Annotated in this window: 12 protein-coding genes; 7 read left to right on the top strand and 5 right to left on the bottom strand. The window is 70.6% G+C overall.

The features are described from left to right. The first annotated feature begins 265 nt into the window (after window positions 1-265). Entirely contained in the window at window positions 266-3268 is a 3003-nt protein-coding gene (locus tag ACSMXO_RS28810) for an amino acid adenylation domain-containing protein (RefSeq protein WP_455414610.1), read from the top strand. A gap of 241 nt (window positions 3269-3509) precedes the next feature. Here ACSMXO_RS28810 and ACSMXO_RS28805 read toward each other — a convergent pair whose 3' ends face one another. Together ACSMXO_RS28805 and ACSMXO_RS28800 are read right to left on the bottom strand one after the other, a co-directional pair. Beyond that, window positions 3510-3989, bottom strand: coding sequence for an ester cyclase (locus ACSMXO_RS28805; RefSeq protein ID WP_455414609.1), 480 nt, complete (start codon window positions 3987-3989; stop codon window positions 3510-3512). Window positions 3990-4049: 60 nt separating this feature from the next. Beyond that, window positions 4050-4283 (bottom strand): MbtH family protein, encoded by a 234-nt coding sequence (locus ACSMXO_RS28800; protein ID WP_455419327.1) that lies wholly within the window; start codon window positions 4281-4283, stop codon window positions 4050-4052. 191 nt (window positions 4284-4474) lie between these two features. Between ACSMXO_RS28800 and ACSMXO_RS28795 the strand changes: the two genes are divergently transcribed. The 6 genes from ACSMXO_RS28795 to ACSMXO_RS28770 all read left to right on the top strand — a co-directional run bounded on the left by ACSMXO_RS28795 (window position 4475) and on the right by ACSMXO_RS28770 (window position 21046). After that, window positions 4475-5854, top strand: a complete 1380-nt coding sequence (locus tag ACSMXO_RS28795) for an acyltransferase domain-containing protein (RefSeq protein ID WP_455414608.1) — start codon at window positions 4475-4477, stop codon at window positions 5852-5854. An 18-nt stretch (window positions 5855-5872) separates the two neighbouring features. Continuing rightward, window positions 5873-6115: an acyl carrier protein gene (locus ACSMXO_RS28790; RefSeq protein ID WP_455414607.1), complete on the top strand. Its 243-nt coding sequence runs from the start codon at window positions 5873-5875 to the stop codon at window positions 6113-6115. A gap of 21 nt (window positions 6116-6136) precedes the next feature. After that, window positions 6137-6394, top strand: coding sequence for a hypothetical protein (locus tag ACSMXO_RS28785; RefSeq protein ID WP_455414606.1), 258 nt, complete (start codon window positions 6137-6139; stop codon window positions 6392-6394). Window positions 6395-6453: 59 nt separating this feature from the next. Next, the gene (locus ACSMXO_RS28780) at window positions 6454-11088 is read left to right on the top strand and encodes an SDR family NAD(P)-dependent oxidoreductase (RefSeq protein ID WP_455414605.1); all 4635 of its coding nucleotides are present in this window, start codon (window positions 6454-6456) and stop codon (window positions 11086-11088) included. A 128-nt stretch (window positions 11089-11216) separates the two neighbouring features. Next, complete coding sequence (locus ACSMXO_RS28775) at window positions 11217-12815, top strand: B12-binding domain-containing radical SAM protein (protein ID WP_455414604.1); 1599 nt, start codon at window positions 11217-11219, stop codon at window positions 12813-12815. Continuing rightward, window positions 12815-21046: an amino acid adenylation domain-containing protein gene (locus tag ACSMXO_RS28770; protein WP_455419326.1), complete on the top strand. Its 8232-nt coding sequence runs from the start codon at window positions 12815-12817 to the stop codon at window positions 21044-21046. Before ACSMXO_RS28775 ends, ACSMXO_RS28770 begins: the two co-directional genes overlap by 1 nt. 20 nt (window positions 21047-21066) lie before the next feature. Here the strand turns inward: ACSMXO_RS28770 and ACSMXO_RS28765 are convergent, their stop codons facing one another. Genes ACSMXO_RS28765 through ACSMXO_RS28755 form a run of 3 tightly spaced genes read right to left on the bottom strand, consistent with a single transcriptional unit; the run spans window position 21067 to window position 24862 of the window. Beyond that, window positions 21067-22626 carry a formyltransferase family protein gene (locus tag ACSMXO_RS28765; protein ID WP_455419325.1) on the bottom strand — a complete coding sequence of 520 codons (1560 nt, stop codon included), beginning with the start codon at window positions 22624-22626 and terminating at the stop codon, window positions 21067-21069. After that, window positions 22623-23696: an HAD-IIIC family phosphatase gene (locus ACSMXO_RS28760; RefSeq protein WP_455414603.1), complete on the bottom strand. Its 1074-nt coding sequence runs from the start codon at window positions 23694-23696 to the stop codon at window positions 22623-22625. The genes ACSMXO_RS28765 and ACSMXO_RS28760 overlap by 4 nt, the downstream gene beginning before the upstream one ends. Window positions 23697-23710: 14 nt before the next feature. Continuing rightward, window positions 23711-24862: an acyl-CoA dehydrogenase family protein gene (locus ACSMXO_RS28755; RefSeq protein ID WP_455414602.1), complete on the bottom strand. Its 1152-nt coding sequence runs from the start codon at window positions 24860-24862 to the stop codon at window positions 23711-23713. Between the last annotated feature and the right edge of the window lie 19 nt (window positions 24863-24881).

Raw genomic sequence — 24881 nt, 5'->3', positions numbered from 1 at the left:
CCCGGTACGTGTTCGGCACGTGACGGCAACCGGGTGGCAGCCGGGTGGCGTGCGGATGGGAATGCGGTGGTCCGAGCGATGACAATGAACGCGCGGATCGACTATTGCGACGCTACTGGCGGCCTAATGCCGGGACCGCCGGCGAGGCCACGCACGGCGCTTCCCGGTCCGCCGGCCAGGGCTGACCTTCGAGGTTTCAATTCAAGGGCTGAGGAGTGGTGCGTCGATGAGCCACGATCGCCGGCTTCAGCCGGACACTGCCCGCATGGACGTGCCGTACGAACCGGTGCACCAGGTCTTCGCCGCGCGAGCCGCCCAGACGCCGGATGCGATCTCGGTCGAGTTTCCCGATTGCCGGCTGAGCTATGCGGAACTGGAGCGTGAGGCCAACCGCCTCGCCCATCATTTGATTTCGTTGGGGGTGGGACCGGAGATCCTCGTCGCGGTCCTCCTCGACCGTTCTCCGCAGCACTACATCGCCCTGGTGGCCGCCCTGAAGGCCGGCGGAGCGGTCGTCCCGCTAGATCCAGCCTATCCGTCGCAGCGGTTGCAGCGGATGCTCGACGACAGTTCGCCCCCGATTCTGGTGACCCGGTCGGACCTGTCCGACCTGGTGACGGCAGCCGCTGCCACGCACGTGGTGCTGGTCGACGTCGAGGCCGCGACGATCGCCGCCGGTCCGGACATCGCCCCAGCGCAAGCCCACACGCCGCGAAGTCTCGCCTACGTCCTGTACACGTCGGGATCCACCGGCACGCCGAAGGGCGTCATGCTCGAGCACGCCGGTCTGGCCAACATCTCCCGATGGGTCGCCCGGGCGCTGCGGTACACGACGGCGGACCGGGTAGCTCTGCTCATCCCGCTGAGCTTCGACGCGGCCGCCTTCGAGTTGTGGCCGGCGCTGATGTCGGGGGCATGTTGCGTCGCGATCGAGGAGCACGTCCGCAACGACGTCGCCGCGCTCGCTGAGACGGTCCGGGCGGCAGGGTTGACCGTGGTGTCCATGGTCACCGCGCTCGCCGACCTGTTCCTGGCACTGCCCGGCCTGGACGCGCTTCCCTTGCGATGCCTCTTCCAGGGCGGCGAGACCGTGCATGCGTGGCCGCCGTCTGGGCTGCCGTTCGACGTGGTGAACGTCTATGGCCCAGCGGAGTCGTCGGTGATCGTTACCATGGCGGTGCTCGGTGACTCGCCGTCCGACACGGGACGTGTCCCGATCGGCTGGCCGATAGACGGCGTCGACATCCACCTGCTCGATTCGGCGGGCCGACCCGTTCCAGACGGCGCGACCGGCGAGATTTGTGTCGGCGGCGTCGCCGTCGGGCGGGGGTACCGGGGCCAGCCCGCTCTGACGGCGACGCGTTTCCCGCCGGACCCGTTCGGCGTAGAGCCGGGCGGCCGGCTGTACCTGACCGGCGATCTGGGCCGACGGCGGTCCGACGGGGCCATCGAGTTCCTCGGAAGACGGGACCAGCAGGTGAAGATCCGCGGGCACCGGGTGGAACTCGCGGAGGTCGAGTCGGTGCTGGGCCAGCACGAGGGGGTCACCAGCGCCGTAGCGCGGGTGCACGGTGCCACCGCGTCCAGCGCCTACCTGGTCGGCTACGTGGTGCCGGAAAAACGGCGGCCACGTGTCGCCAGCCTGGAACACGAGTGGGTTCGCGACTGGCGGCGGGTCGCGGGCGCAGCCGAACACGGGAACGGCGATCTCGTCGGCTGGAATTCCAGTTACACCGGCAAGCCGCTTCCGCGCCGGGAGATGCGCGACTGGCTGGACGAGACCGTAGCCCAGATCCAATCCTTCCACCCGCGGGACGTGGTCGAGATCGGCTGCGGGACCGGCATGATCGTGAAGACCATCGGCCCGGACGTCCGCTCCTATGTGGGGCTCGACCTGTCCGCCGAAGCGCTCGAACACCTGGCCCGGCGCCTCCGGTCGCGAGGGCTCGGTGACAGGGTAAAGCTGCTCGAGCGGGAGGCGACCGACCTGGCCGACCTACCGCGCCGGAAATTCGATACCGCCGTGATCAACTCCGTGGTCCAGTACTTCCCGAGCGTCGAGTACCTGACCGCCGCGCTGGAAGGCGTGGTCGATCTGGTGGCGGACGGTGGCAAGGTCCTGGTCGGCGACGTTCGCAGCCTTCCGTTACAGACCGCCTTCCAAACCTCCCTCGTGCTGTACCAGGCCACCGACGACCTGTCCGTCGAGGAGTTCGTCTCCCAGGTCCACCTCGGCACTGCCCACGATCCAGAGCTGACCGTCCACCCCGCACTCTTCGGCGACCTGCGACAGCGGTTAGCGAGGGTTGGCGCGGTCGAAGTACGGCCGAAACGCGGCAGGTACGCCAACGAGTTGACGACCTTCCGGTACGACGTGGTGCTACACGTCGGTGCCGCCGACCGGGCGCCGGTGGACGTCACGTGGCGGGACTGGACGGCGGACGGGATGTGCCCGGAAAGGCTGCGGGAGCTGCTGGCCAGCGGCACCGAGCCGGTGATAGGCGTGACCGGGGTGCCGAACGCGCGCACGGTCCCGTACGTCGCCGCCTGGACACGAGCGACCTCCGCGGGGCCGGCCGCGACCGTGGCGCAGCTTCGCGCGGCGGCAGCGGGCGCGGAGGCGGGGCTGTCGGCGACCGCCCTGGCGGAGTTGACCGCCGGCACGGACTACGAGTTGTTTCTGAGCTGGCTCGGAGGACGTGCCGACGGCGCCCTCGACGCGGTTTGGATCAAGCGCGGTCATACGGGGGGCCGGCAACCCGAGATCGCCTTCCCGACCGGTGGCGGGATTCCTTCGGCGCTGGCGAGCGACCCGCTGGCCCGGACCCGCAACGCCGCGCTCGCCGCGGACCTGCGCCGGTACGTCAGCGAACGACTGCCGGCCCCGATGGTCCCCGACTTCATCGTCGCGCTGGACGAGTTTCCGTTGACGCCGGTGGGCAAGGTCGACCGGGCGAGGCTGCCGGCGCCGTCCAAGCGGTCTGCACGGACGAGGCCGGTCGTGTCGCCGCGAACCAGTGCGGAGAAAGCCGTGGTGGCGATCGCGGGCGAGGTCTTCGGGGTGGCCGCCGACACGCTCAGCACTGACGATGACCTGACCGACATCGGGGCCAATTCCCTCACCCTGACTCAGATCGCCGTACGGATCGGGGCGTACCTCGACGTACACGTTTCGGTGCGGGACCTGCTGACCGCCCGGACGGTCGCGGCCATAGCCGCGGTCGTCGAAGACGCGGTACTCGCCGAGGGCTCGACCGCTGACGGGTAGGCGTCGACGACGGGTTGGCGGTGGCGATCCGATGCCTGGGGTGGCGGATGCCCGCCCTGCCTACTCGTTCACCTCGCCGGGAGGGACCGGCGAAGGCTGCCGGGTCGTCGGTCCAGGGCGCGACTTGCCCCGCCGACACCGCACGCGAGCCGGCGGTCGATCCCGACGACGCCCGCTACCCGATCTACACCTCGGGGGTCCACCAGTACGCCGAAGGCGGAGCCCTGCCGAACCACGCCGGTCACCGTTCCTCGCCGGATACCTCAGCGCCGCGCTGGGGTTCGCGATCTTGCCGCCGAGGCGCCGCCGGCCCGGTGGCGACCACCCGGCCGCCGAGCTGCACGGCAATCTGTAGGTCGTTGCCCTCGAACCAGATCTCGGCGACGAGCCCGGCGGCGGAGAGTCGGAAGATGATGATTCCGGTCTCGTACACCGCCTGGCCGGCCGCCGGTAGGTCGAGAAAGCCACCCCGGTAGGTGGATTCGATCGTGTAGCGCACCACGATCCGGTCGCTGCCCGGCACGAGGACGTCGTGCACGGTTGCCCGCTGGTCGGCGAACGTCTTCGGGTACCACCGCAGCCACTCGGTGAGACTCGCTCGGGAACCCGCTCCGCCCGGCCCGTGACAGACGACGTCGGCGGTGGTCAGCTCGGCGAGGCGGGCGACGTCACCCGCGCCACACATCGCCAGCCAGGCGACGGCTAGTTCGTCTGCGAACACGTCGGTCTCCGGATATCGACAGCGGCGCAAGTACTCGGCCGAGGGCGGGCCGGGTCGCCGTCAGGATGACGCGCGGCCCGCTTCCGCGGCCTCGGCCATCTGGCGGCGCACGCTGAGCGGTCGCATGTCGGTCCAGACCTTCTCGATGTGTTCCAGACAGGCGGCCTTGGAACCGGTCACCCCGACCGCCGTCCAGCCGTCGGGTAGCTCGCGGTCGGCGAACCAGATCGAGTACTGCTGCTCGTGGTTGACGACCACCGTGTACGTACGGTCGTCCTCGACATCGTCGGACATCATGTCCTCCCCGGGACAGTTCCGGCCCCGCCCGCCCGGCGGGGACCAACCCGAGGATGAACATATGCGATGCCGCTGGCTCAGGAGATGGAAAGAGTTCGGTTGGTTGCGGGCCGGTGGCGGCACGGTGGCTGGCTGGTGGGTTGGTGTCGTCAGATCGGGATCGAACCGATCGAGAGGCGGACCGACGCATGGAGGAGCCCGGTGGGCGCGGTGCGGGCGGCGTACGGACTGGTACCGAACCGGAGCTGAGCCGGCACCGGGCCCGCTACCACCTGCTGCCGGTCTCAGCCGCCACCGCCGACGAACTGGAGGCGCGGACGAAAGGGCTGGTCCAGCGTCTTGGCGCTGACGACTTCGACGAGCTGGCCGAAACACTGTGGACGGAAGCGGCCAACCGACAGCACCGCCGGATCGTGTTGGCAGCCGGTGCGGAGCATGCCCGGCGGGCGCTGGTCGGGGACGACAGCCGGTGGGTGTGCACAGGCACGCCGGGCAGCCGAAGGTCGCTGGCTCTCCTGCTGTCCGGACTGGGCGAGCGGTTCGGCGCGACGGGCGTGCCGCTGTACGCGAGCAACCGCGCCTACCGTGAGTCAGTGGACCGCCTCGGCGGGTTGCTGGCCGACGAGTTTGGCATCGAGCTGCCGACCAGGCTGCGCGTCGATACCGGCGACGCCGGCCCTCACCGGGCCCGAGGGTTGCTCGACCGACCCGCCGGACCTGCGGTTCCGCCCGACGGGACCGCTACGCGCACCGACCAGCCGGTGCGCTTCGTCCACGGCTTCGCGCTCACCACCGCGTGGCAGGCGGCCGGGGTACGTCCCGACATCCTGCTCGGACACAGCCTCGGCGAGTACGTCGCAGCCACGATCGCGGGAGTCTTCCGCCCGGCCGACGCGCTGCGGTTGGTGGCCCGCCGTGCGGAACTGATCGCCCAGTTGCCACCCGGCGGCATGATGGCGGTGTCCGGCTCGCCGCGCGAACTGGCAACCTACCTGAACGACGAGGTCACGGTCTCGGCGTTGAACAGTCCCTCCGTCACGGTGGTCTCGGGTCCGCTTCCGGCGTTGTCCGACCTGACGGTCACCCTGGCTGGCCAGGGAATTCTCCACCGCTACCTCGATGTCGGCCACCCATTCCACACGCCCCTGCTGGAGCGGGCCCGAGACCGGCTTGCCGCGCTGGTGGCCGGCACGCCGCGTCGACCGGCCCGCATCCGCTGGGTCTCCTCGGTGACCGGCACCTGGGTCCGGCCCGAGCAGCCGTGCGATCCCGACTACTGGACGCGGCACCTCTGCCGACCGGTGCGATTCCTCCACGCCGTCCGGGTCGTGTCCGACGCGGCGTCACCCGTGCTGTTGGAGGTGGGACCGGGCCACGATCTCGCAACGTTCGCCGCGCAGACGCTGATCGGTTCGCCGGGCCGGGGGGTGCCGGTGTTCGCCTCACTCCAACCGTCGCCGTACTGGCGATGCGAGACCGCGAGCTGGCTGAACGCCCTCGGGCGGCTGTGGGTGGCCGGCGTCGACCTGGACTGGCAGTCGGCGGGCCCGGCCGTTCGCATCCGATAACCAATCGTAGGAGGGTCCGTGTGCCCTGTCGATCGAGTCGTCGACTTCCTGAACCGCTACTTCGGGGCCGAACTCCCGCCCGAGGCCGACATCTTCGCCCTCGGGCTGGTCAATTCGCTGTTTGCCATGGAATTGGTGGTCTTCATCGAGAAGGAGTTCGGCCTGACCGTCGCCGACGAGGACCTGGAACTCGACAACTTCCGGTCCGCCCGGGCGATGGCGGACCTGATCGAGCGCAAACGGGCCGGGGCACCGTCGTGAGTCCCGGCCGGACGATTACGCATGAGAGGACCTGAGGTGCCCAGCTACTACCGCGCCTACCTCGCCGGCACCCTGCGCGCGTTTCCTGACTGGTCCTTCGTGGCCCGGGACCCGGGCGGGGACGACAACGAGGTCTTCTACCTCAGCGAGTCCCTGGAAGTCTTCACCGACCCGCTCGGCACCGACCCGCCGATCCTCGACGACAGCGGCGAGACGTGGCGGAACTTCTGCCGGGACACCCTCGGCTTCACGGTCCCCGGCTATCTCGACGGTGACTGACCGGCCCAGCGAGGTGGCCCCAGCACGCCCGGCCGACGCCGGCATACAGGGAGGAAGAGATGACGGTGCTCGACGGAATCGCGATCGTGGGTATGGGTTGTCGTTTTCCGGGTGCGGTGGGGGTGGAGGAGTTCTGGGAGAACTTGTGTGGGGGTGTGGAGTCGATTTCGACGTTGTCGGTTGCTGAGTTGGTGGCGTCGGGGTTGGCGGCGGAGGTGGTGTCGGCGCCGGGGTATGTGCGGCGGGCGGGTGTGGTGGCGGGGGTGGATGGGTTTGATGCGGGGTTTTTCGGATTTTCGCCGCGGGAGGCGGAGTTGTTGGATCCGCAGCATCGGGTGTTTTTGGAGTGTGCGGTCGAGGCGTTGCAGCGGGCGGGGCATGATCCGGCGCGGTTCGAGGGTGCGGTGGGCGTGTACGCGGGCGCCGGCTTCGGCAGCTATCTCGTCGAGAACGTGTTCTCGCATCCCGAACTCATGGACGAGATTCCGCTGCTACAGGTACTCAGCGCCAATGACAAGGACTACGTGGCGACGCGGGTGGCGTACAAGTTGAACCTGCGGGGGCCGGCGGTGTCGGTGCAGACGGCGTGTTCGACCTCGCTGGTGGCGGTGCACATGGCGGCGCAGGCGTTGCTGGCGGGCGAGTGCGACATGGCGCTCGCCGGCGGTGTATCCGTGATCCCGAACCCCCGGGGTTACCCGTTCGTGGAGGGTGGGGTGTTGTCGCCGGATGGGCATTGTCGGCCGTTCGACGAGGCAGCTCGGGGGACGGTGCCGGGTAGTGGGGTGGGGGTGGTGGTGTTGCGGCGGTTGTCGGAGGCGTTGGCGGATGGGGATGTGGTGCATGCGGTGTTGCGGGGTTCGGCGGTGAACAACGATGGTGCGGCGAAGGTGGGTTACACGGCCCCGAGCGTGCGCGGCCAGGCCGCCGTGATCGCCGAGGCGCTTGCCGCCGCCGGAACTCCGCCGGACAGCATCGGGTACGTCGAGACGCACGGTGCGGCGACGCCATTGGGTGATCCGATCGAGGTGGCGGCGCTGGTGAAGGCGTTTGGGGGGCGGGGTCGGGTGCGGCCGTGGTGTGCGTTGGGGTCGGTGAAGGGGAATGTGGGGCATCTGGATGCGGCGGCGGGTGTGGCGGGTTTGATCAAGGCGGTGTTGGCGGTGGAGCGGGGGGTCGTGCCGCCGAGTCTGCATTTTCGGCGGGGGAATCCGAATATCGAGTTTGCGGGGAGTCCGTTCTTTGTGGCGGCGGAGCGGGTGGGGTGGTCGGGTTCGGGTCCGCGTCGGGCGGGGGTGAGTTCCTTCGGGATCGGTGGGACGAATGCGCATGTGGTGGTGGAGCAGGCGCCGGAGCGTGTGCGGGGTGGTGTGGGTTCGGTTGGTGGTGGGCGGGCTGAGGTGGTGGTGTTGTCGGCGGCGAGTGCGGGTGCGTTGGCGGTGTCGGGGGAGCGGTTGGCGGGTTTTCTGGCGGGGCGGCCGGAGTTGGCGTTGGCGGATGTGGCGTGGACGTTGCAGGTGGGTCGGCCCGGGTTGGCGCATCGGCGGGTGGTGGTCGCCGACGACACCGCACAGGCCGCCCAACTCCTCGCCGCCAGCCCGGACGGAGATCCGGCCCGCAGTTTCGTCGGCCGCGTGCCGACCGACCGTCCGGCGGTCGTACTGCTCATCTCCGGGGTCGGCGACCACTACGTCAACATGGCCCGCGGGTTGTACGAGGACGAGCCGGTGTTTCGCGCCGAACTCGACAACTGCGCGTCCGGACTGGCCGATCACGTCGGGGTGAACCTTCTTGACGTGCTCTATCCGGCCGACACCCGGCGACGCGGCGGAGCGTCCGCGAACGGGTACGGCCCGAGCCCGCTGGATCGGACCCTGCTCGCGCAGCCGGTCACCTTCGCCGTGAACTACGCCCTGGCCCGACTCTTCCAGCACTACGGTGTGCACCCCGATGCGGTCGTCGGATACAGCGTCGGCGAGTACGTCGCGGCCTGCCTCGCCGGTGTGCTGTCGCTGCCGGACGCGGTCGCCCTGGTCGGGGCTCGGGCCGCGCTGATCGAGCGGGCGCCGGCGGGCGCGATGCTCGCCGTCCTGACCGATGCCGACTCGTTGGCCGCTCGGCTGGGCGACGACGTGACGGTCGCCGCCGTGGACGGGCCGATGTTGACCGTCGTGGCCGGCCCGTCGGCGGCGGTGGAGCGGCTAGGCCGGGAGCTGACCGAGAGCGGGATCGCCAGCCGGCTCCTGCCGACCTCTCACGCGTTCCATTCACCGATGATGGCGGCGGTCGCCGACCGGCTCGGCGACCTGACTGCGGACCTGCGCCCCGACACGCCCGCCATCCCCGTGCTGTCCAACCTGACCGGCGGCTGGCTGACCGACGAGGATCTGCGCGCGGGCGACTACTTCACCCGCCATCTCCAGGAGCGGATCCGGTTCAGCGACAACCTGGGCGAGGTCTGGCGGTTGCCGAACCCGATCATCCTGGAAATCGGTCCCGGTACGACCCTGGGCAGCCTCGCCGTGCAGCATCCTGGGCGGCGGAGCGCTGGCGGCGGTGCGGTGGTGCCGTCGCTGCCCGGGCGCCGCGACGCGCAGTCCGACACCACCGCGCTGCGGACCGCGCTCGGCCGGCTGTGGGCGGCCGGCGGCGACATCGACTGGGCACGCGTCCACGGCGCCACGACGCCCCGCCGGGTGGTACTGCCAACGTATCCCTTCGAACGCCAGCGGTACTGGCTGGCGGCGCGGCCGAACCCAGGAGACCGGGGCGGCGCCGCCTCGTCCGGTGTCCGCCGGGCCGATCCGTCGGACTGGTTCTACCTGCCGGGCTGGCGACAGGCCCCGCCGCCGTCGGCGCTCACCGCCACCACCACCGCCACCGAGGGTGGATGGCTGTTTCTGGCCGACCGGTGCGGCCTATCCGACGCGGTGGTGTCCGCGTTGACCGCAACGGACGGTGACATCGACACCGTCGTCGCTCGCGCCGGGGACCGGTTCGGCCAGGTCGCCGACGGCGATTACCACGTCTCGGACGATCCGGACGATCTCGTCCGGCTGGTCGAGTCGCTCGCGGACCGGCCGGGTGGGTTCCCGGCACACATCGTGGACTGCCGCGCCGTGCGACCCGGGAGGGACGACCCGGGAGACGTCTCGACGTTCCACGGGTTGGCCCGGCTGGCGCAGGCGCTCGCTGGCGCCCGGATCGTCGCGCCCACGGTGCTCACCATCGTCACCTCCGGCGCACACTCCATCGCCGGGGAGACCGAACTCGCGCTGTCCCGGGGCATGTTGCCGGGGGCCGGGCGGGTGATCGCCCAGGAACTACCCTTTATCACCGTCCGCGGCATCGACCTGCGCTTGCCAGAGGGCGCGCCGCGCCGCGACCTGGTGGCACGCGTCGTGGCCGAGCTGCGCTCGGCACCGGCTGACCTGGTCGTCGCCCACCGCGGACCGCACCGGTGGGTACAGGAGTTTCGCCAGGTCCGCCTCGCGGCGCCCGAGCACGACGGGCTGGTCCGACCCGGCGGGGTGTACCTGCTGGTCGGCGGTCTCGGTCCGGTGGGCCGGGTCGTCGCGCGCCACCTCGCCCGTACCCCCGGTGTCCGGTTGGCGTTCGTCCAGCGTACGGCCGTGCCGGACCGGCAACGGTGGGGTCTCGACGCCGGAGGCCGCGACGACGGACGGATCGAGGTGCTGCGCGAACTGGAGGCGACGGGTGCCCGAGTACTCACCGTGACGGCCGACATCGCCGACCCGGTGGGCTTCGCCGACGCGGTCGCCACGGTCGAGCGCGAATTCGGTCCGCTCAACGGTGTCGTGCACTCGGCCGGGGTGGTGAGCACTGGCGCCGCTGTGCCGCTGGACCAGGTAGGTCCCGACACCTGCGAACCGCACTTCCGCAGCAAGGTAACCGGCATTCACGTCATGGCCGAGGTGCTGCGCGACCGGCCGTTGGACTTCGTGCTGCTCAACTCGTCCATCTCGGCGGTGCTCGGCGGTATCGGGTATCTGCCGTACGCCGCCGCCAACTGTTATCTCGATGGTTTCGCGGCGTACCAGCGCTCGGTCACCGACGTGCCTTGGGTGAGCCTGAACTGGGAGGGATGGGTGTTCGCGGAGTCACCGCCCGAGGAGCAGGCCGCCACCACCCTCGCGGCGTACCTGATCGACGATGACGATGCCGCGGCCGTGGTGGCCAGGGTGCTCACCAGCCAACCACCGCCACGGTTGGTGAACTCGACCGGCGACCTGCACTACCGCCTGGCGCAGTGGGTGAACGGCGATGGGCCGGGCAGCGCGCACGTGGCCGAGCCGGCCGACCGCCCGAACCATCCACGGCCGGGACTCCAGACCGAGTATGTGGCGCCGCGTGGCGAACTCGAACGCCGACTGGCCGAGATCTGGGAGCGGCTGCTCGGCATCGACGGTATCGGCGTCAACGACAGCTTCTTCGCCCTCGGAGGTCATTCGCTGATCGCGACGCGCGTCGCCGCATCCGTCGCGGAGGAGTTCCGGGTGCAGGTCCCGTTGCACGACCTGCTGACCCGGCCGACGATCGCCGAGCTGGCCCGGGACATCGAGTCGGCGCGAGCCGGCGGCGACCGTCCACCGCCGGCACCGCCGATCAGGCGGGTTCCGCGGGAGCGGTTCGAGGCCACGCCCTCCGCCCCGGTGGTCAGGGACAAGGACTGACCCGCGCGTCCGGTCGGCCGAGCGCGGCGGTCGGCGATGGTGCGCCGGTGGCGCTTTGATGCGGCACCTGGCGCATCCTGCACCAGTATCGGCACGTCTCAGCCGGACACGTGAAGGAGCGCACGCAGGTGGTCAAGGTCCTTCTAGCGGGTGAGGTCTTCGCCCACCGGAGCTTCAACGGGGCGAACAAAGCGCTTCCGGTGCTGGCGTCGAGCCTGCACAACGCCGGGTTCGACAGCATACAACTCGACCTCGAACGTCCCGACGTCTCGTTCGACGACCTGTGTCGCGAGGCCGTAGACGCCGATCTGATCGCGTTCGCCGGCGTGCTCACTCCACAGTGGCCGGAACTCGACGTACACCTGATGGCCCTGCGCGATCACCTGGCGCGGATCGGCCGCAGCCACGTACCTGTCGTCGTCGGCGGGTACGCGACAAAGGGCGTACAGGACATCGCCGTACGTACCCCGTGGGTGACGGCGTTCTTCAACGGCGAAGGCGAGCATGCCATCGTCGACCTGGCCCGGTGGGCCGCTCGTGGCGCGCCGAGCGCGGAGATGGCCGAGATCGACGGCATGTGCTACATCGACGGGACCGGCCGGTTCCGCTTCTCGATCGCAGCGAGGGTCGCGGACCTCGACCACATCGACCAGAACTTCGAGTTCGTGCACGTCCCCGAGGTGCACGACATGCCGATCTTCCGGGCACCGGATGGCCGGCAGCTCAAAACCGGACAGATGTACACCCAGCGTGGCTGTCCGTGGGCCTGCTCCTTCTGCAACAAGAGCACCGAGGGCAACAAGGTGGCCCGGCTCGGCAAGGACCGGCTACGGGCGCAGTTGCGCGCGATGCGGGCCGACGGCTACGAAGCCGTCTACCTGGACGTCGACACGTTCAACGTCAACCGGTCCGCGGCGCTGGACGACGCGTCGGTCCTCGCCGACGAGGGTTTCGTGTGGGGGTCCAACACCCGGATCGACACCGCCGACACCGACTTCATCCGGGGCCTTGTCGAGAACAACTGCGTATACATGTTCTTCGGCGTCGAACACACCGCACTCGGCGTGCTCATCGCGATCGACAAGTTCAACGGATCCCTCCCGGCGCAGTTGCGCCGAATCGCCGAATACCGGTCGACGGTCCAGCGGGTCTTCCGGGACATGGGCCGGTTCGGCCTGCCGAGCAGCTACTTCCTGATCCTCGGGTTGCCGACGGCCGTGCTGAGCGAGGACGGCACCATGGTCGTCGGGTATCGACCCACCCGGTTCGAGGACGACGTCGAGGCGATTGCCTTCGGCCTGGAGCAGTGCGAGCCGGACTACCTCAACTTCAACATGCTCCGATTCATGCCGGGCAGCGCTGCGGCGGACATCCCCAACCATGCGGCCTATTCGTGCGTGCGGCCCTCCGGCGCCAAGCCGATCACCGCCGGATACTTCCTGCCCCGGGTCGCCCGCGATTGCGGCTACGTCGTACCGGAGAACCACGGCGTGTACCGGCTCTGCGAGTCGGTGGGGCACAACCAGCCGACCACCACCGCGGTCGATCCCGAGCGGGTGTACGACAGCATCCAGTACGCCGTCGATCTGATCAACAAACGGGTGGCGGCAGGCTTCCGGCCGACGCAGTTGTTCGTCGACCAGGAAGCCCAAGACGCCGGCCTGTTGACCCGGGACGAGGACGGAACATACCGCCTGGCGCCCCTCAAGGAGTTCGAAGGACTGTGATGCAGGACGACTCCCGCTACCTTCTCCCCGCCTCGTACGCACAGCGCCGGCTCTGGCTGGTCCAGCAGTTGGACCGGAACAACGGCTTCTACCTCGTACCGATGATCCTCCGGCTGCGCGGTGCGCTCGACGTCGCGGCGCTCGACCGGGCTCTGCGGGCACTGGTCGACCGGCACGAGTCGTTGCGGAGCAACTTCGCGATGGTCGACGGGGAGGTGGCCTCTCGGGTGGCGGCGCACCGGGAGGTTCCGTTGCGTGTGGTCGACCTGGCGGACCTTCCAGAGGCAGCGGCCGAGCGGGCGGCAGCTCGGCTGGCCGCGGCCGAGTCCCGCCGGCCGTTCGATCTGGAGCACGACCCGCTCATCCGGCACGGTCTCGTGCGGCTACGTGCCGACGAGCACCTGTTGTCACTGGTCACCCACCACATCGCCATCGACGCGTGGTCGCAGGACGTCTACTTTCGTGAGCTTGCCGAGCTGTATTCGGCGATGACGTCCGGCCGCGAGCCCGCCCTCGAACCACTGCCCGTCCAGTACGGTGATTTCGCGATATGGCAACGCGAGTGGATGCACGGCGAGGCGTTGTCCCGGCAGGTCAGATATTGGCGAGACGCCCTCGACGGGTGCGAGCCGACCGAGCTGCCGACCGATCACCCGCGTCCTGCCGTGGCCGACCACCGGGGGGCGCTACACACTTTCCAGCTACCCGAGGATCTCACCGAACGGCTCACCCGGCTGGCCCACGGCGAGCAGGCCACGCTGTACATGGCGCTGCTGGCCGTCTTCACCGTGGTGCTCGCCCGGTCCACCGGTCGCGATGACGTCGTCGTCGGCTCGCCGGTCGCCGGTCGTACCCGGCCGGAGCTGGACAACGTCGTCGGGTTCTTCGTCAACAGTCTCGTGCTGCGGACGAGCCTGGCCGGCCAACCCACATTCCGCGAATACCTGCGGCGGGTGCGCCGGACCTGTCTCGACGGATACGACCACCAGGACGTGCCGTTCGAGCGCGTCGTCGAGGAGCTGGATCCGCCGCGCGATCCCGGTCGCAACCCGCTGTTCCAGATCATGCTCGTGCTCCAGAACGCGCCCGCCGAACGGATCCGACTCGGTGATCTGGAGCTCGGATACGAGCTGGTGTACAACGAGACGGCGAAGTTCGACCTTAACGTGGTGCTGGTCCAGACCCCGGGGCAGGGTGTCCAGTGCACGTTCGAATATGCGACGGCGCTGTTCGAGCCGGACAGCATGCGTCGGCTCGCCGACCGGGTCTGCACCGTGGCGCGCGCCGTGGTCGAGCATCCGGACCGCCCGGTGCACGCGGTGCCGTTTCTCGGCGCCGACGAGCGTCGGTGCCTGCTCGATGACTGGAACGACACCGGGCACCCCGGCCTCGGCCAGGAGACGCTGCACGGAATGTTCATCGAGTGCGCGGCCCGGTTTCCGGACCGGCTGGCCGTGGTGGACGGCGTCCGATCGTTGACCTATGCCGAGCTGGACGTGCGGTCCAACCGGTTGGCCCAGCACCTGCGGGCATTGGGCGTGGGCGTCGAGTCGCGGGTGGGTATCTGTACCCGGCGCGACGTCGATCTCATGGTCGCCATCTACGCGGTGCTGAAGGCCGGTGCCGCGTACGTGCCCCTCGACCCGACGTACCCGAGTGACCGACTGACGTTCATGCTCGTTGACAGTGGGGCGCGAGCGGTGGTGACCCACGACGAGTTCTCGGCCGCGCTGCCGGAAGAGCTACCCGTCGTGCGGATCGACGAAGACTGGGACCGGATCGCCGAGGCGTCGGCCGAGCCGGTGGAATCCGGGGCGACGGGCGGCAACGCCTGCTACGTCATCTACACCTCGGGATCCACCGGAGTCCCCAAGGGCGCCGTAAACGAGCATGCCGGACTGGTCAACCTGATGGCGTGGGCCCGCCACCTCTTCTCCGACCACGAACTCGCCGGTTTCTCGTCGACCTGCTCGGCGTGTTTTGACTTCTCGGTGTACGAATTCTTCGCACCGTTGTCGCTCGGCGGCACTCTCGTCCTCGCCCCGGACGCGCTGCGGCTCGCCGAGGGTGCGGCGACGGTGCCAGTACGGGTGCTCTCCACCGTACCGACCGTGGCCGCCGAGCTGCTCCGGGCCGGTCAGATTCCCGACGACCTCCAGACGGCCGTGCTCGGCGGCGAGGCACTGCCGGCCGAGGTCGTGCGGCAGGTGTACGCCCGGACCGGGGTGACCCGGATCATCAACAACTACGGCGTGACCGAGGCGTCCGTCACCACGGCGAACTCCTTCCCCGACACGGACGTCCAGGGTCGGATCCCGATAGGTAGCCCGATTTTCAACACCACGCTGTATGTGCTGGACAGCGACCTGCGGCTGCTCCCGGTCGGCGTGCCGGGCGAGCTGTACGTCGCCGGGGTGTCCCTGGCCCGCTGTTATGTCGAACGGCCCGCTCTCAGTGCCGAGCGCTTCGTGCCCAACCCCTACGGTCGGGCCGGATCCCGGATGTACCGGACGGGCGACCTCGTGCGGTGGACGGCGCGGGGTGAGGTGGAGTTCCTGGGGCGCCGCGATCACCAGGTCAAGGTGCGGGGTTACCGGATCGAGCTGGGCGAGGTGGAGGCGGCACTGCGGGCCTGTCCCGGAGTGGTCGACGCTGCGGTGACGGTGCACGACTCGTACCTGGTCGGCTGCTACGTCGGCGCCACCGAGCCGGCCGAGGTACGCGCCGGGCTCAGCCAGCGGGTACCCCGACACCTGGTGCCCGGACGCCTGCTCCAGCTCGACGAGCTGCCGCGAAACGCCAGTGGCAAGGTCGATCGGGCGGCGCTGCCGGCACCCGACCAGGTACCGGCCCGGCCGGCGGTGGACGCGGGCGCGCCGGAGCCCGGCGCTCCACTCGATTCCGTCGAGGCCGTCGTGGCCGAGGTGTGGCGGGACGTGCTCGGCGTGGACCGGGCCGGCCGGCATGACAACTTCTTCGACCTGGGCGGCCATTCGCTGCTTCTGATGCAGGTCCGGTCGACGTTGCAGGAGCGACTGGACCGCCCGGTGGAAGTCGTCGACCTGTTCCGGTACCCGACGGTCGCCTCGCTCGCCGCCCACCTGTCCGGAGGCGCCTCCGGAGCTGCCACCCGGGATGGCGTCGAGCCGACGCCGGACCGGCCGGCGACCCGACGCCGGGCCGGCACCCGGGAACCACTCGCGATCGTGGGCATGAGTTGTCGTTTTCCGGGTGCGGTGGGGGTGGAGGAGTTCTGGGAGAACTTGTGTGGGGGTGTGGAGTCGATTTCGACGTTGTCGGTTGCTGAGTTGGTGGCGTCGGGGTTGGCGGCGGAGGTGGTGTCGGCGCCGGGGTATGTGCGGCGGGCGGGTGTGGTGGCGGGGGTGGATGGGTTTGATGCGGGGTTTTTCGGATTTTCGCCGCGGGAGGCGGAGTTGTTGGATCCGCAGCATCGGGTGTTTTTGGAGTGTGCGGTCGAGGCGTTGCAGCGGGCGGGGCATGATCCGGCGCGGTTCGAGGGTGCGGTGGGCGTGTACGCGGGGGTTGGCTTCGGCGACTACGCATGGAACAACGTGGCGCCTGGTGCCCACCGGCTGCCGGGGGTGAGCGGACTGCAACTGGCCTTGGCGCTGGACAAGGACTACGTGGCGACGCGGGTGGCGTACAAGTTGAACCTGCGGGGGCCGGCGGTGTCGGTGCAGACGGCGTGTTCGACCTCGCTGGTGGCGGTGCACATGGCGGCGCAGGCGTTGCTGGCGGGCGAGTGCGACATGGCGCTGGCCGGGGCGGCGGCGCTGTTCGTGCCGGCCCGGGGTTACCCGTTCGTGGAGGGTGGGGTGTTGTCGCCGGATGGGCATTGTCGGCCGTTCGACGAGGCAGCTCGGGGGACGGTGCCGGGTAGTGGGGTGGGGGTGGTGGTGTTGCGGCGGTTGTCGGAGGCGTTGGCGGATGGGGATGTGGTGCATGCGGTGTTGCGGGGTTCGGCGGTGAACAACGATGGTGCGGCGAAGGTGGGTTACACGGCCCCGAGCGTGCGCGGCCAGGCCGCCGTGATCCGGCAGGCGCTCGCCACCGCTGACGTGTCACCGGAGTCCGTCCAGTACCTGGAGGGGCACGGCACCGCGACCCCGCTCGGTGATCCGATCGAGGTGGCGGCGCTGGTAGAGGCGTTTGGGGGGCGGGGTCGGGTGCGGCCGTGGTGTGCGTTGGGGTCGGTGAAGGGGAATGTGGGGCATCTGGATGCGGCGGCGGGTGTGGCGGGTTTGATCAAGGCGGTGTTGGCGGTGGAGCGGGGGGTCGTGCCGCCGAGTCTGCATTTTCGGCGGGGGAATCCGAATATCGAGTTTGCGGGGAGTCCGTTCTTTGTGGCGGCGGAGCGGGTGGGGTGGTCGGGTTCGGGTCCGCGTCGGGCGGGGGTGAGTTCCTTCGGGATGGGCGGCACGAATGCGCATGTGGTGGTGGAGCAGGCGCCGGAGCGTGTGCGGGGTGGTGTGGGTTCGGTTGGTGGTGGGCGGGCTGAGGTGGTGGTGTTGTCGGCGGCGAGTGCGGGTGCGTTGGCGGTGTCGGGGGAGCGGTTGGCGGGTTTTCTGGCGGGGCGGCCGGAGTTGGCGTTGGCGGATGTGGCGTGGACGTTGCAGGTGGGTCGGCCCGGGTTGGCGCATCGGCGGGTGGTGGTCGCCGACGACACCGCACAGGCCGCCCAACTCCTCGCCGCCCCGGCGAACCTCGAACTGACGAGCTGGCACGACGACGCGGCGCAGCCCACGTCGGTCACGTTCCTCCTCGATGACGATCCCGACGCCGAATCCGCCCGGCGGGCGGCGGCCCTCGGCAGGGCGCTACCCGGCTACTGGCAACACGTCCTCGCCACCTGCGACCGGCTGCCAGCGAACCTCGTCCGGCCCGTTCGCGAAGCGCTCGCGACCGGCGCGGTCACCGCCCCGGCACCGGTGCGTCGCTGTGCCGCCTTCGTGGCCCAGTACGCGCTGGCGCAGTCGCTCCGGGACGCCGGCGTACACCCGGACGCGCTGTTCGGCCTGGGCGGTGCGCTGGCGGGCTGCCTGGCCGGCGTCTTCTCGCTGCCCGACGCACTCGCCCTGACCGCCGCCCGGGATGGCGGGCCCGACGACGGACTCGGTCAGCTGGTCCGCCGGGTACGGACGGACGCGCCACGGATACCCGTCCTCTCCGCGATCACCGCCGGCTGGATCGGCGACGCGCAGGCCACCGACTCGTCGTTCTGGATTGCCGAGTTCACCGGTCGTGGTACCCCAGACAGCGCGGTCGGCATCCTCGCGCAGGACCCGACCTGCCAGCTCGTCAACCTGGCCGGCGGGCGTCGGGCGAACGAGGTGCTGGCGGCCACCCGGGACGCCGCCGCGCCGATGTCCTGCTGGCCGGACGGGTCGGCCGACGACGTGTACCGCGGGTTCGTGACGGTGTTGGGCCGGCTGTGGCTGCTCGGCGTCGACATCGACTGGCGGGCCGTACACCAGCCGGGCCGGCGGCGGGTGATCCTTCCGACGTACCCGTTCGAACGTCGGCGGTACTGGGTGGAACCGCCGCCGCCCGGTGAGGTGGACCGCCGCGAGGAGCGGGTCGGCCGGCGCGGCGACATCTCCGACTGGTTCTACACCGCATCCTGGCGGCGGGAGCCGCTGGTCGGCGTACCTGACGCCGGCAGGGTGGGGAGCTGGCTGGTGGTCGCCGACGCCGACGGCCTGGGCGCCAGGGTGGCCGACCTACTGGCCGACACTGGGCAGCCGGTATTGCGGGCGGTTCCGGGCGGACCCTTCGGGCAGCGTGCGCCGTCGGTGTTCACCTTCGACCCCGGCTCCGCACCGGACCTGGAGCGGCTGCTCGCGACACTCTGCGGCGACGCGGCGGGCGTACCGGTCGGGATCGTGCACTGCCTGGCCGCCGTGCCGGGACCACGACCGGACGTCCGGGAGCGGGCCGTATACAGCGTCCTGTACCTGGCCCGGGCGATTGCCCGACGCCGACACACCGCCGCCGTGGAGCTGACGGTTCTCACCTGTGGGGGCCAGGCTGTCGCCGGGGAACCGGTCCTGGTGCCCGAGCACGGCATGACGGCCGGACTATGCCGGGTTATCCCCCAGGAAATGCCCCATGTCGCCTGCCGCGTCGTCGACGTCACGCCGGACGGCTCGGTGGCGGCCGAGGAGCGGGTCGCGAACCAGGTGCTCGCTGAGATCTCCGCGCCGCCCACGCCGGTTGCCGTCGCGCTGCGCGACGGCAACCGGTGGGTGCAGGAGTACCAGCCGATCCGATTGGAGTCGGCCGAGCCCCGACTGCGCCAGCAGGGCACGTACCTGATCGTCGGCGGGCTGGAGGGCGTCGGCGGCGCTATCGGCGAGTACCTGGCCCGGGCCGCGTCGGCCCGGTTGGTGGTGGTGCACCGGCGGGCGCTACCGGATCGCGCGGCGTGGGACCGGTGGCTGGCCGAGCATCCGGCGACCGACCTGACGAGCCGCCGGATCCGCCAGGTCCGGGCGTTGGAGGACGCCGGCGGCAGCGTACTGGTACTGGCCGCCGATGTCGCGGACCCGCCGGCCATCGCCGGGGTGATCGCCACCGCCGAGGCGCGATTCGGACCGCTCGCCGGGGTGGTGCACTCCGCCGGCACCGTCGTCGAGGGCAGTGCCGTCGCCCTCGACTCCGGTGACGCGGCGACCTACGACCGGCACTTGCGCAGCAAGGTGGAGGGCGCTCCGGCACTCGCGGCGGCGTTGGCGGATCGATCGCTCGACTTCGTCCTGCTCAACTCGTCCCTGTCAGCGGTGCTGGGCGGGTTCGGCTACGGGTTGTACGCGGCGGCGAACACGTACCTGGACCTGTTCGCGCACCGGCAGCGGCGGCTGACCGGCGTGCCGTGGGCGGCGGTCAACTGGGAGGGCTGGCGGACCGCCGCGGCGCGCGGCGAAGAGCCGCTGCTGGGGCGCGACCTCGTCGAGCTGGCGCTGGACGGAGCGGACGGGCAGGAGGTGCTGTCCCGGATTCTCGCCGCCGGGCCACCGGTCCAGACGGTCGTGTCGACCGGTGACCTCGGACACCGGCTGCGCCAGTGGGTACGCGATCGGTGGGATGCGGACCTGCCGGGCGGGGTCGCCAGCGCCGGCCTGGGCACCCGGCACGCCCGTCCGGAGCTTGCCGTGCCGTACCTCGCTCCGCGTTCCGAAACCGAACGAAGACTCGCCGCGTTATGGGAGGAACTGCTCGGCGTGGACCGGATCGGCGTCCGGGACAGCTTCTTCGACCTGGGCGGCCACTCGCTGCTGGCCGTACACCTGGTGGCACAGATCCGACGGGTCTTCGCGGTGGCGTTGCCCCTGCACACCGTGGTCGAGGCGAGCACGGTGGAACGGCTCGCCGAGGTGATCGCCGCCCACGACCCGGGTGCGGCGGCACGGACGTCGGTGCTGGTACCCCTACACGGGGTCGCCCGAGCCGGCACATACTTCTGGATTCACCCACTCGGCGGTACGGCGCTGTGCTACTACGACCTCGCCCGGTGTCTCGGACCGGACGTCGCCTCGTACGGACTCCAGGCCCCCGCGCTGGTCGAGGGGGTGGGGCGGTGCCCCGACGTGGAGGAGCTGGCCGCCCGCTACATCGATGAGATCGCCCGGGTGCGGCCGGACGGCCCGCTCAGACTCGGCGGGTGGTCCGCAGGCGGCATCATCGCCGTCGAGATGGCCCGCCAACTGACCGAACTCGGCAAGCGGGTGGAGTTCGTCGGCGTGATCGACGCGTACGCACCGGTTCCGAATCGGCCGGTGGTGCTGCCGGACTCGGAGCTGCTCCCGCTGCTGCTGGACGAACCCGACCTGCCCGCCGCCACGCTGGCGGCCTTCCCGGCCGACCTCGCCGACCGGCCGGCGGCGGACCGGATCGCGTTGGTCGCGGGGTGGCTGCGGGCCACCGCCTCGGGCAGCGCCGCGGACGACGAAGAACGTCGCCGCCTGGCGGAGCTGGTGCTCGTCGCGCGAGGCGTCGCCGACGCCACGGAACGTTTCGTGCCCAAGCCCTACCCCGGCGCGGTGCACGTCTACCGGGCGGCGGACGCGACGAGGTCGGCCACCGATCCCAGCCTGGGCTGGGCATCGGTCGTGGCCGAGGTACGCAGCCACGCCGTACCCGGCACCCACCAGACGGTCCTGGCGGAACCGAACGTACGGATCCTGGCCGAGCTGGTCGCCGCCGCCGGGTAACCCGGCCTTGTCGGCGCGGCTCAGCCGGCGGCCACGCTCGCAGCGGCGGTCATCACCACCTGCGCGGCGGCGAACCGCAACGCGTCGTCGTGGGACGAGACGTGCACGCGGCCGGCCGCCAGGTCGAGGGAGACGTGTAGATCGGCCGGCGGCAGGGACGGCGTCCCGTCGGCGACCGCGAACACGACCGCCGGGCGGATCCGGTCGCCGAGCCGGCGGGTCGGGTACCGCACCGGCAGGTCGAGCGGGAACGTGCCGTGCGAACGCCCCGCGCGCAGCGCCTGGCCGACCGAGGCGGCGTCGGGCGCCGCGACCGTGACCGGGACAGCGGTCGCGTAGAGCGGAGACAGTGCGCCGACCGCAGCCCGGAGCGCCGGGTGGCTCCACCACACGGTCTGTCGGGCTGGGCCGAACTGCGCGGCGTGCTCCAGCCAGCCGGCCAGCAGGCGGACCGACAGCGAACTCTCGTCGCACGGATCCAGTTCCGATGGGTGATCTCCGGGAAGTGGCGTGGTGACGCTGGGCCGGACCGCCAGCGTGTCGGTCCGCTCGGAACGCGGTACGGGCAACCACTGTGGGCCGACGGTGGCCAGCTGGGCCGCCCAGTACTCCTCGTCGGCGCCGTACCAGGCCGAGAGCCGCTCGGCGTGGTCCAGGGTGGCGGAGTCCGGGCAGGGCAGCAGGTCGCCCTCGGACAGGTTCAGCTCACCCGCCCAGGTACCCACCCCGATCTCCCCGCCGGACAGGTCGACCAGCCCGTCGACCAGGAGGTCGCCGTCCGCCGTGGCGATCTGTGCCATCTCGGTGCCGAGCGCCACCACCGTCCCGGGTGGGGCGCCCGGGCCGGCGCTGACCCGGGACCGGCGGAGAACCACACACCGGTCCCGGACGAGGATTTTCGGGGCGCCGAAGGGGTTGTCGAAGGCTCCCAGGTCCGCGGCCCGGCACAGCCGCTCGGCCTCGACGGCAGGCCGGTCCCAGCGCACCAGGCCGGACGCCGGCATGCGTCGCCGGCGCGGATAGTAGGTGCGCTGGCTGAGATCCTGACGTTCCGGTCGCAGGCGATCGGTTTCCAGGTCCTCCAGTAGCGCTTCAAACGCGGCCAGCCCGTGGTCGTGACACTTCATGCCGAGGGTCAACGTCGTCTCGTCGTCGGCCACCGGAAACCGGCGCTGGGCCAGCATGTCGCCGCCGTCCACCTGGCTGGTCATGAGATGCCAGGTCACGCCGTACGTGGTCTCTCCGTTGACGATCGCCCAGGAGGTCTGATGCACCCCCGCGTACCGCGGCAGCGGAGAGCTGTGGAAGTTGATCGCCAGCTGGCATGGCGTGGCCAGCTCGGCGGCGCTCAACACGTCCGGATTGACGATGCTGAACAGGTGGTCCGGGCGGGCCGCGGTCACCCGCGCGATGGTGTCGAAGCAGGCGATGCCGTGCTCGGTAGCCCAATCCCGGGCGGCTCCGGCCCGGGAAATCACCGCCGCGATCCGGTGCCCGCGGCGCAGCAGGATCTCTCCGCACCCGGCCAGCAGCGAACCGTACCCGACCAGCCAGCACCGGTAGCGCCGGGCGGCGGTCATCGCCACGGCACGATCGTCAGGTGTTCCGGCAGTGGGCGGATGACGCTGGTATCGCACTCGAGACTGGTCACCCCGGCGGCATCGATGCTGAACGGACGGAAGCCGGCCAGCCGGAAGGCGACGAACATCGGGCGGTTGCGTCCCGTGTCGACGAATTCGGCGCGCAACGCCACACCCGCCGCCCGGGCCCGGTTGGCCAGCAGTTGCAGCAGGACTCCAGCGATCCCACGGGACAGGACCCGGCACGACGTCAGGATGAGCCTGATCGACCAAGTGTGCGGTGATCGTTCGACCAGTACGAAACCGATCGTGCCGTACGCACCGAAGCGGTCCGTCAACTCGACCACCACCGACTCGTACCGGTCAGAGTCGAGACAGGCCCGCAGTTCCTCGTGGCTGAAGACCCGACCCGTCGAGTTGAGCTGGTTGGTACGGAGCACGAGTTCGTGGATCCGGTCGAGGTCCGCCGGCCGGGCCGCCGCCACGGTCAGCCGCATGTGTAGGGAGCGCAGGAAGTCGATCCGGGACCCGTCGAAGGCCGCCTCCGCCTCGGCGCGGGCAATGTCACCGCGGTAGTACTCCCGTCGGCGTGCCGCCTCCGGCGTGGTCGCCGACGGGAACAGATCGGTCCGGTGCAGCAGGGCCGGCATCTCGTCCGGGTGGTAGCAGCGGACTGCCGGATGGTTGAAGGCCACCTCGGCGCGTTCGACCGGATCGTCGTCGACGAAGGCGAGGGAGTCGAGCCCGATACCGAGTGCGTCCGCGACCGCCGTTACCGAGGTCGCCTTGGAATCCCAGCCGATCTGGGGGTGCAGGAAGTAGTCCGCGATCTCTGCCCGGTGCAGCTCGGCGAGCGCGGCGGCCGGTTCGTTGCGGCTCGCGACCGAGTGCAGGACACCCCGCCGGTCGAGCTCGCGAATCACCGCGACGAGGTCGGCGCGAAGCCGAACCGTCAGGTCCTCGAGCAGGATGCCGTGCCACAGCGTCTCGTCCAGATCCCAGACGAGACACTTGATCGGAGGTTCGGCTGGTCGTCGTTCGGTGGTCGACACCGTTTCGTTCGTGGACATGAGTACTCGCATCGTCAGAAGAGCGGCCGCCGTGCGGTCCGCGTCCGGGGTGTGCTGAACCGCTGCGCGTGCTCAGCGATGGAGACCTGGTGTATCTCGGTACTGCCCTCGATCAGCTCGAGTACCTTCGCGTCCCGGTAGTACCGCTCGACCGGCGAGCGGCCACTACATCCGATGGCGCCGTGCAGCTGTACTGCGGCGTGGGCCGCCCGCTGCGCCACCCCGGCAGCGAGGTACTTCGCCATGGCGGTGTGGATCAGCGCCTCGGGTGCCCGGTCGTCGCGCAACCGAGCGGCCTCGGCGCAGAGCAGCCGGGCAGCGGTCGTATCGACCATCATGTCGGTCACCTGGCGGCGCACCAACTGGTGGTCGAGCAGCGGCACCCCGAACTGGTGCCGCGTCCGGGTGTGTGCGACCGATGCGTCCAGACATGCCTGCGCCAGACCGACCCCGCCCCAGGCCAGGCAGTACCGTCCGTGGTCGAGTGCGGTCGCCGCGACGTGCGAGATGCCGTAGCCGGGCCGGCCGACCCGGTTGCCCTCGGGCACGTGGCAGCCGTCCAGCTCGACCCCGGCCAGCATCGCCGCGCGGAACCCGAGCAGGCCGTCGATCCCGGTCACCCGCAGGCCCGGGGTGTCCCGGTCGACCAGCAGCGCCGCCGGCCCGTCGGCGGTCCGGGCGAAGACGAGGAACGCGGCTGCCCGCCGGCCACCGCTCAACCACGTCTTGCGGCCGGTCACGCGGTAGCCACCGGGTACGTCCTCGGCCAGGGTGGTTATCCCGTGCGCGTCGCTGCCGGTGTCGGGCTCGCTGAGGGCGAAACTGAGCAGGGGGTACGGCGAACCCGACCGAGCGGGGTGCCACGCGCCGAGCGCCCCGCGGCCCCAACGCAGGATCGCCGCCACGCTCATCGTGTGCGCCGTCAGCACGCTGAGCAAGGACATCCACGAGTAGCCGAGTTGCTCGCAGTACCGGCCGAGGTCGGTCGCGGACGGTCCCGCGCCGCCGAGGCCGCCGGTCCAGGCCAGCAGTCCGGCCGCCGCGAGCCGGTCGAGGAGGGTATCCGGGATGGCGCCGGCGGCCTCTGCCCGGGCAATGGCGGCGGTGTCCGCGAGTTCGTCGCGCAGCACCGCAATCGCGGTCTCGACCTCCATGGTGCTGGTCATGAATCAGGTCGCCGGCCGC

It is taken from the genome of Plantactinospora sp. DSM 117369 (assembly GCF_053764795.1).
This window is presented reverse-complemented; position numbering and strand designations above follow the sequence as displayed.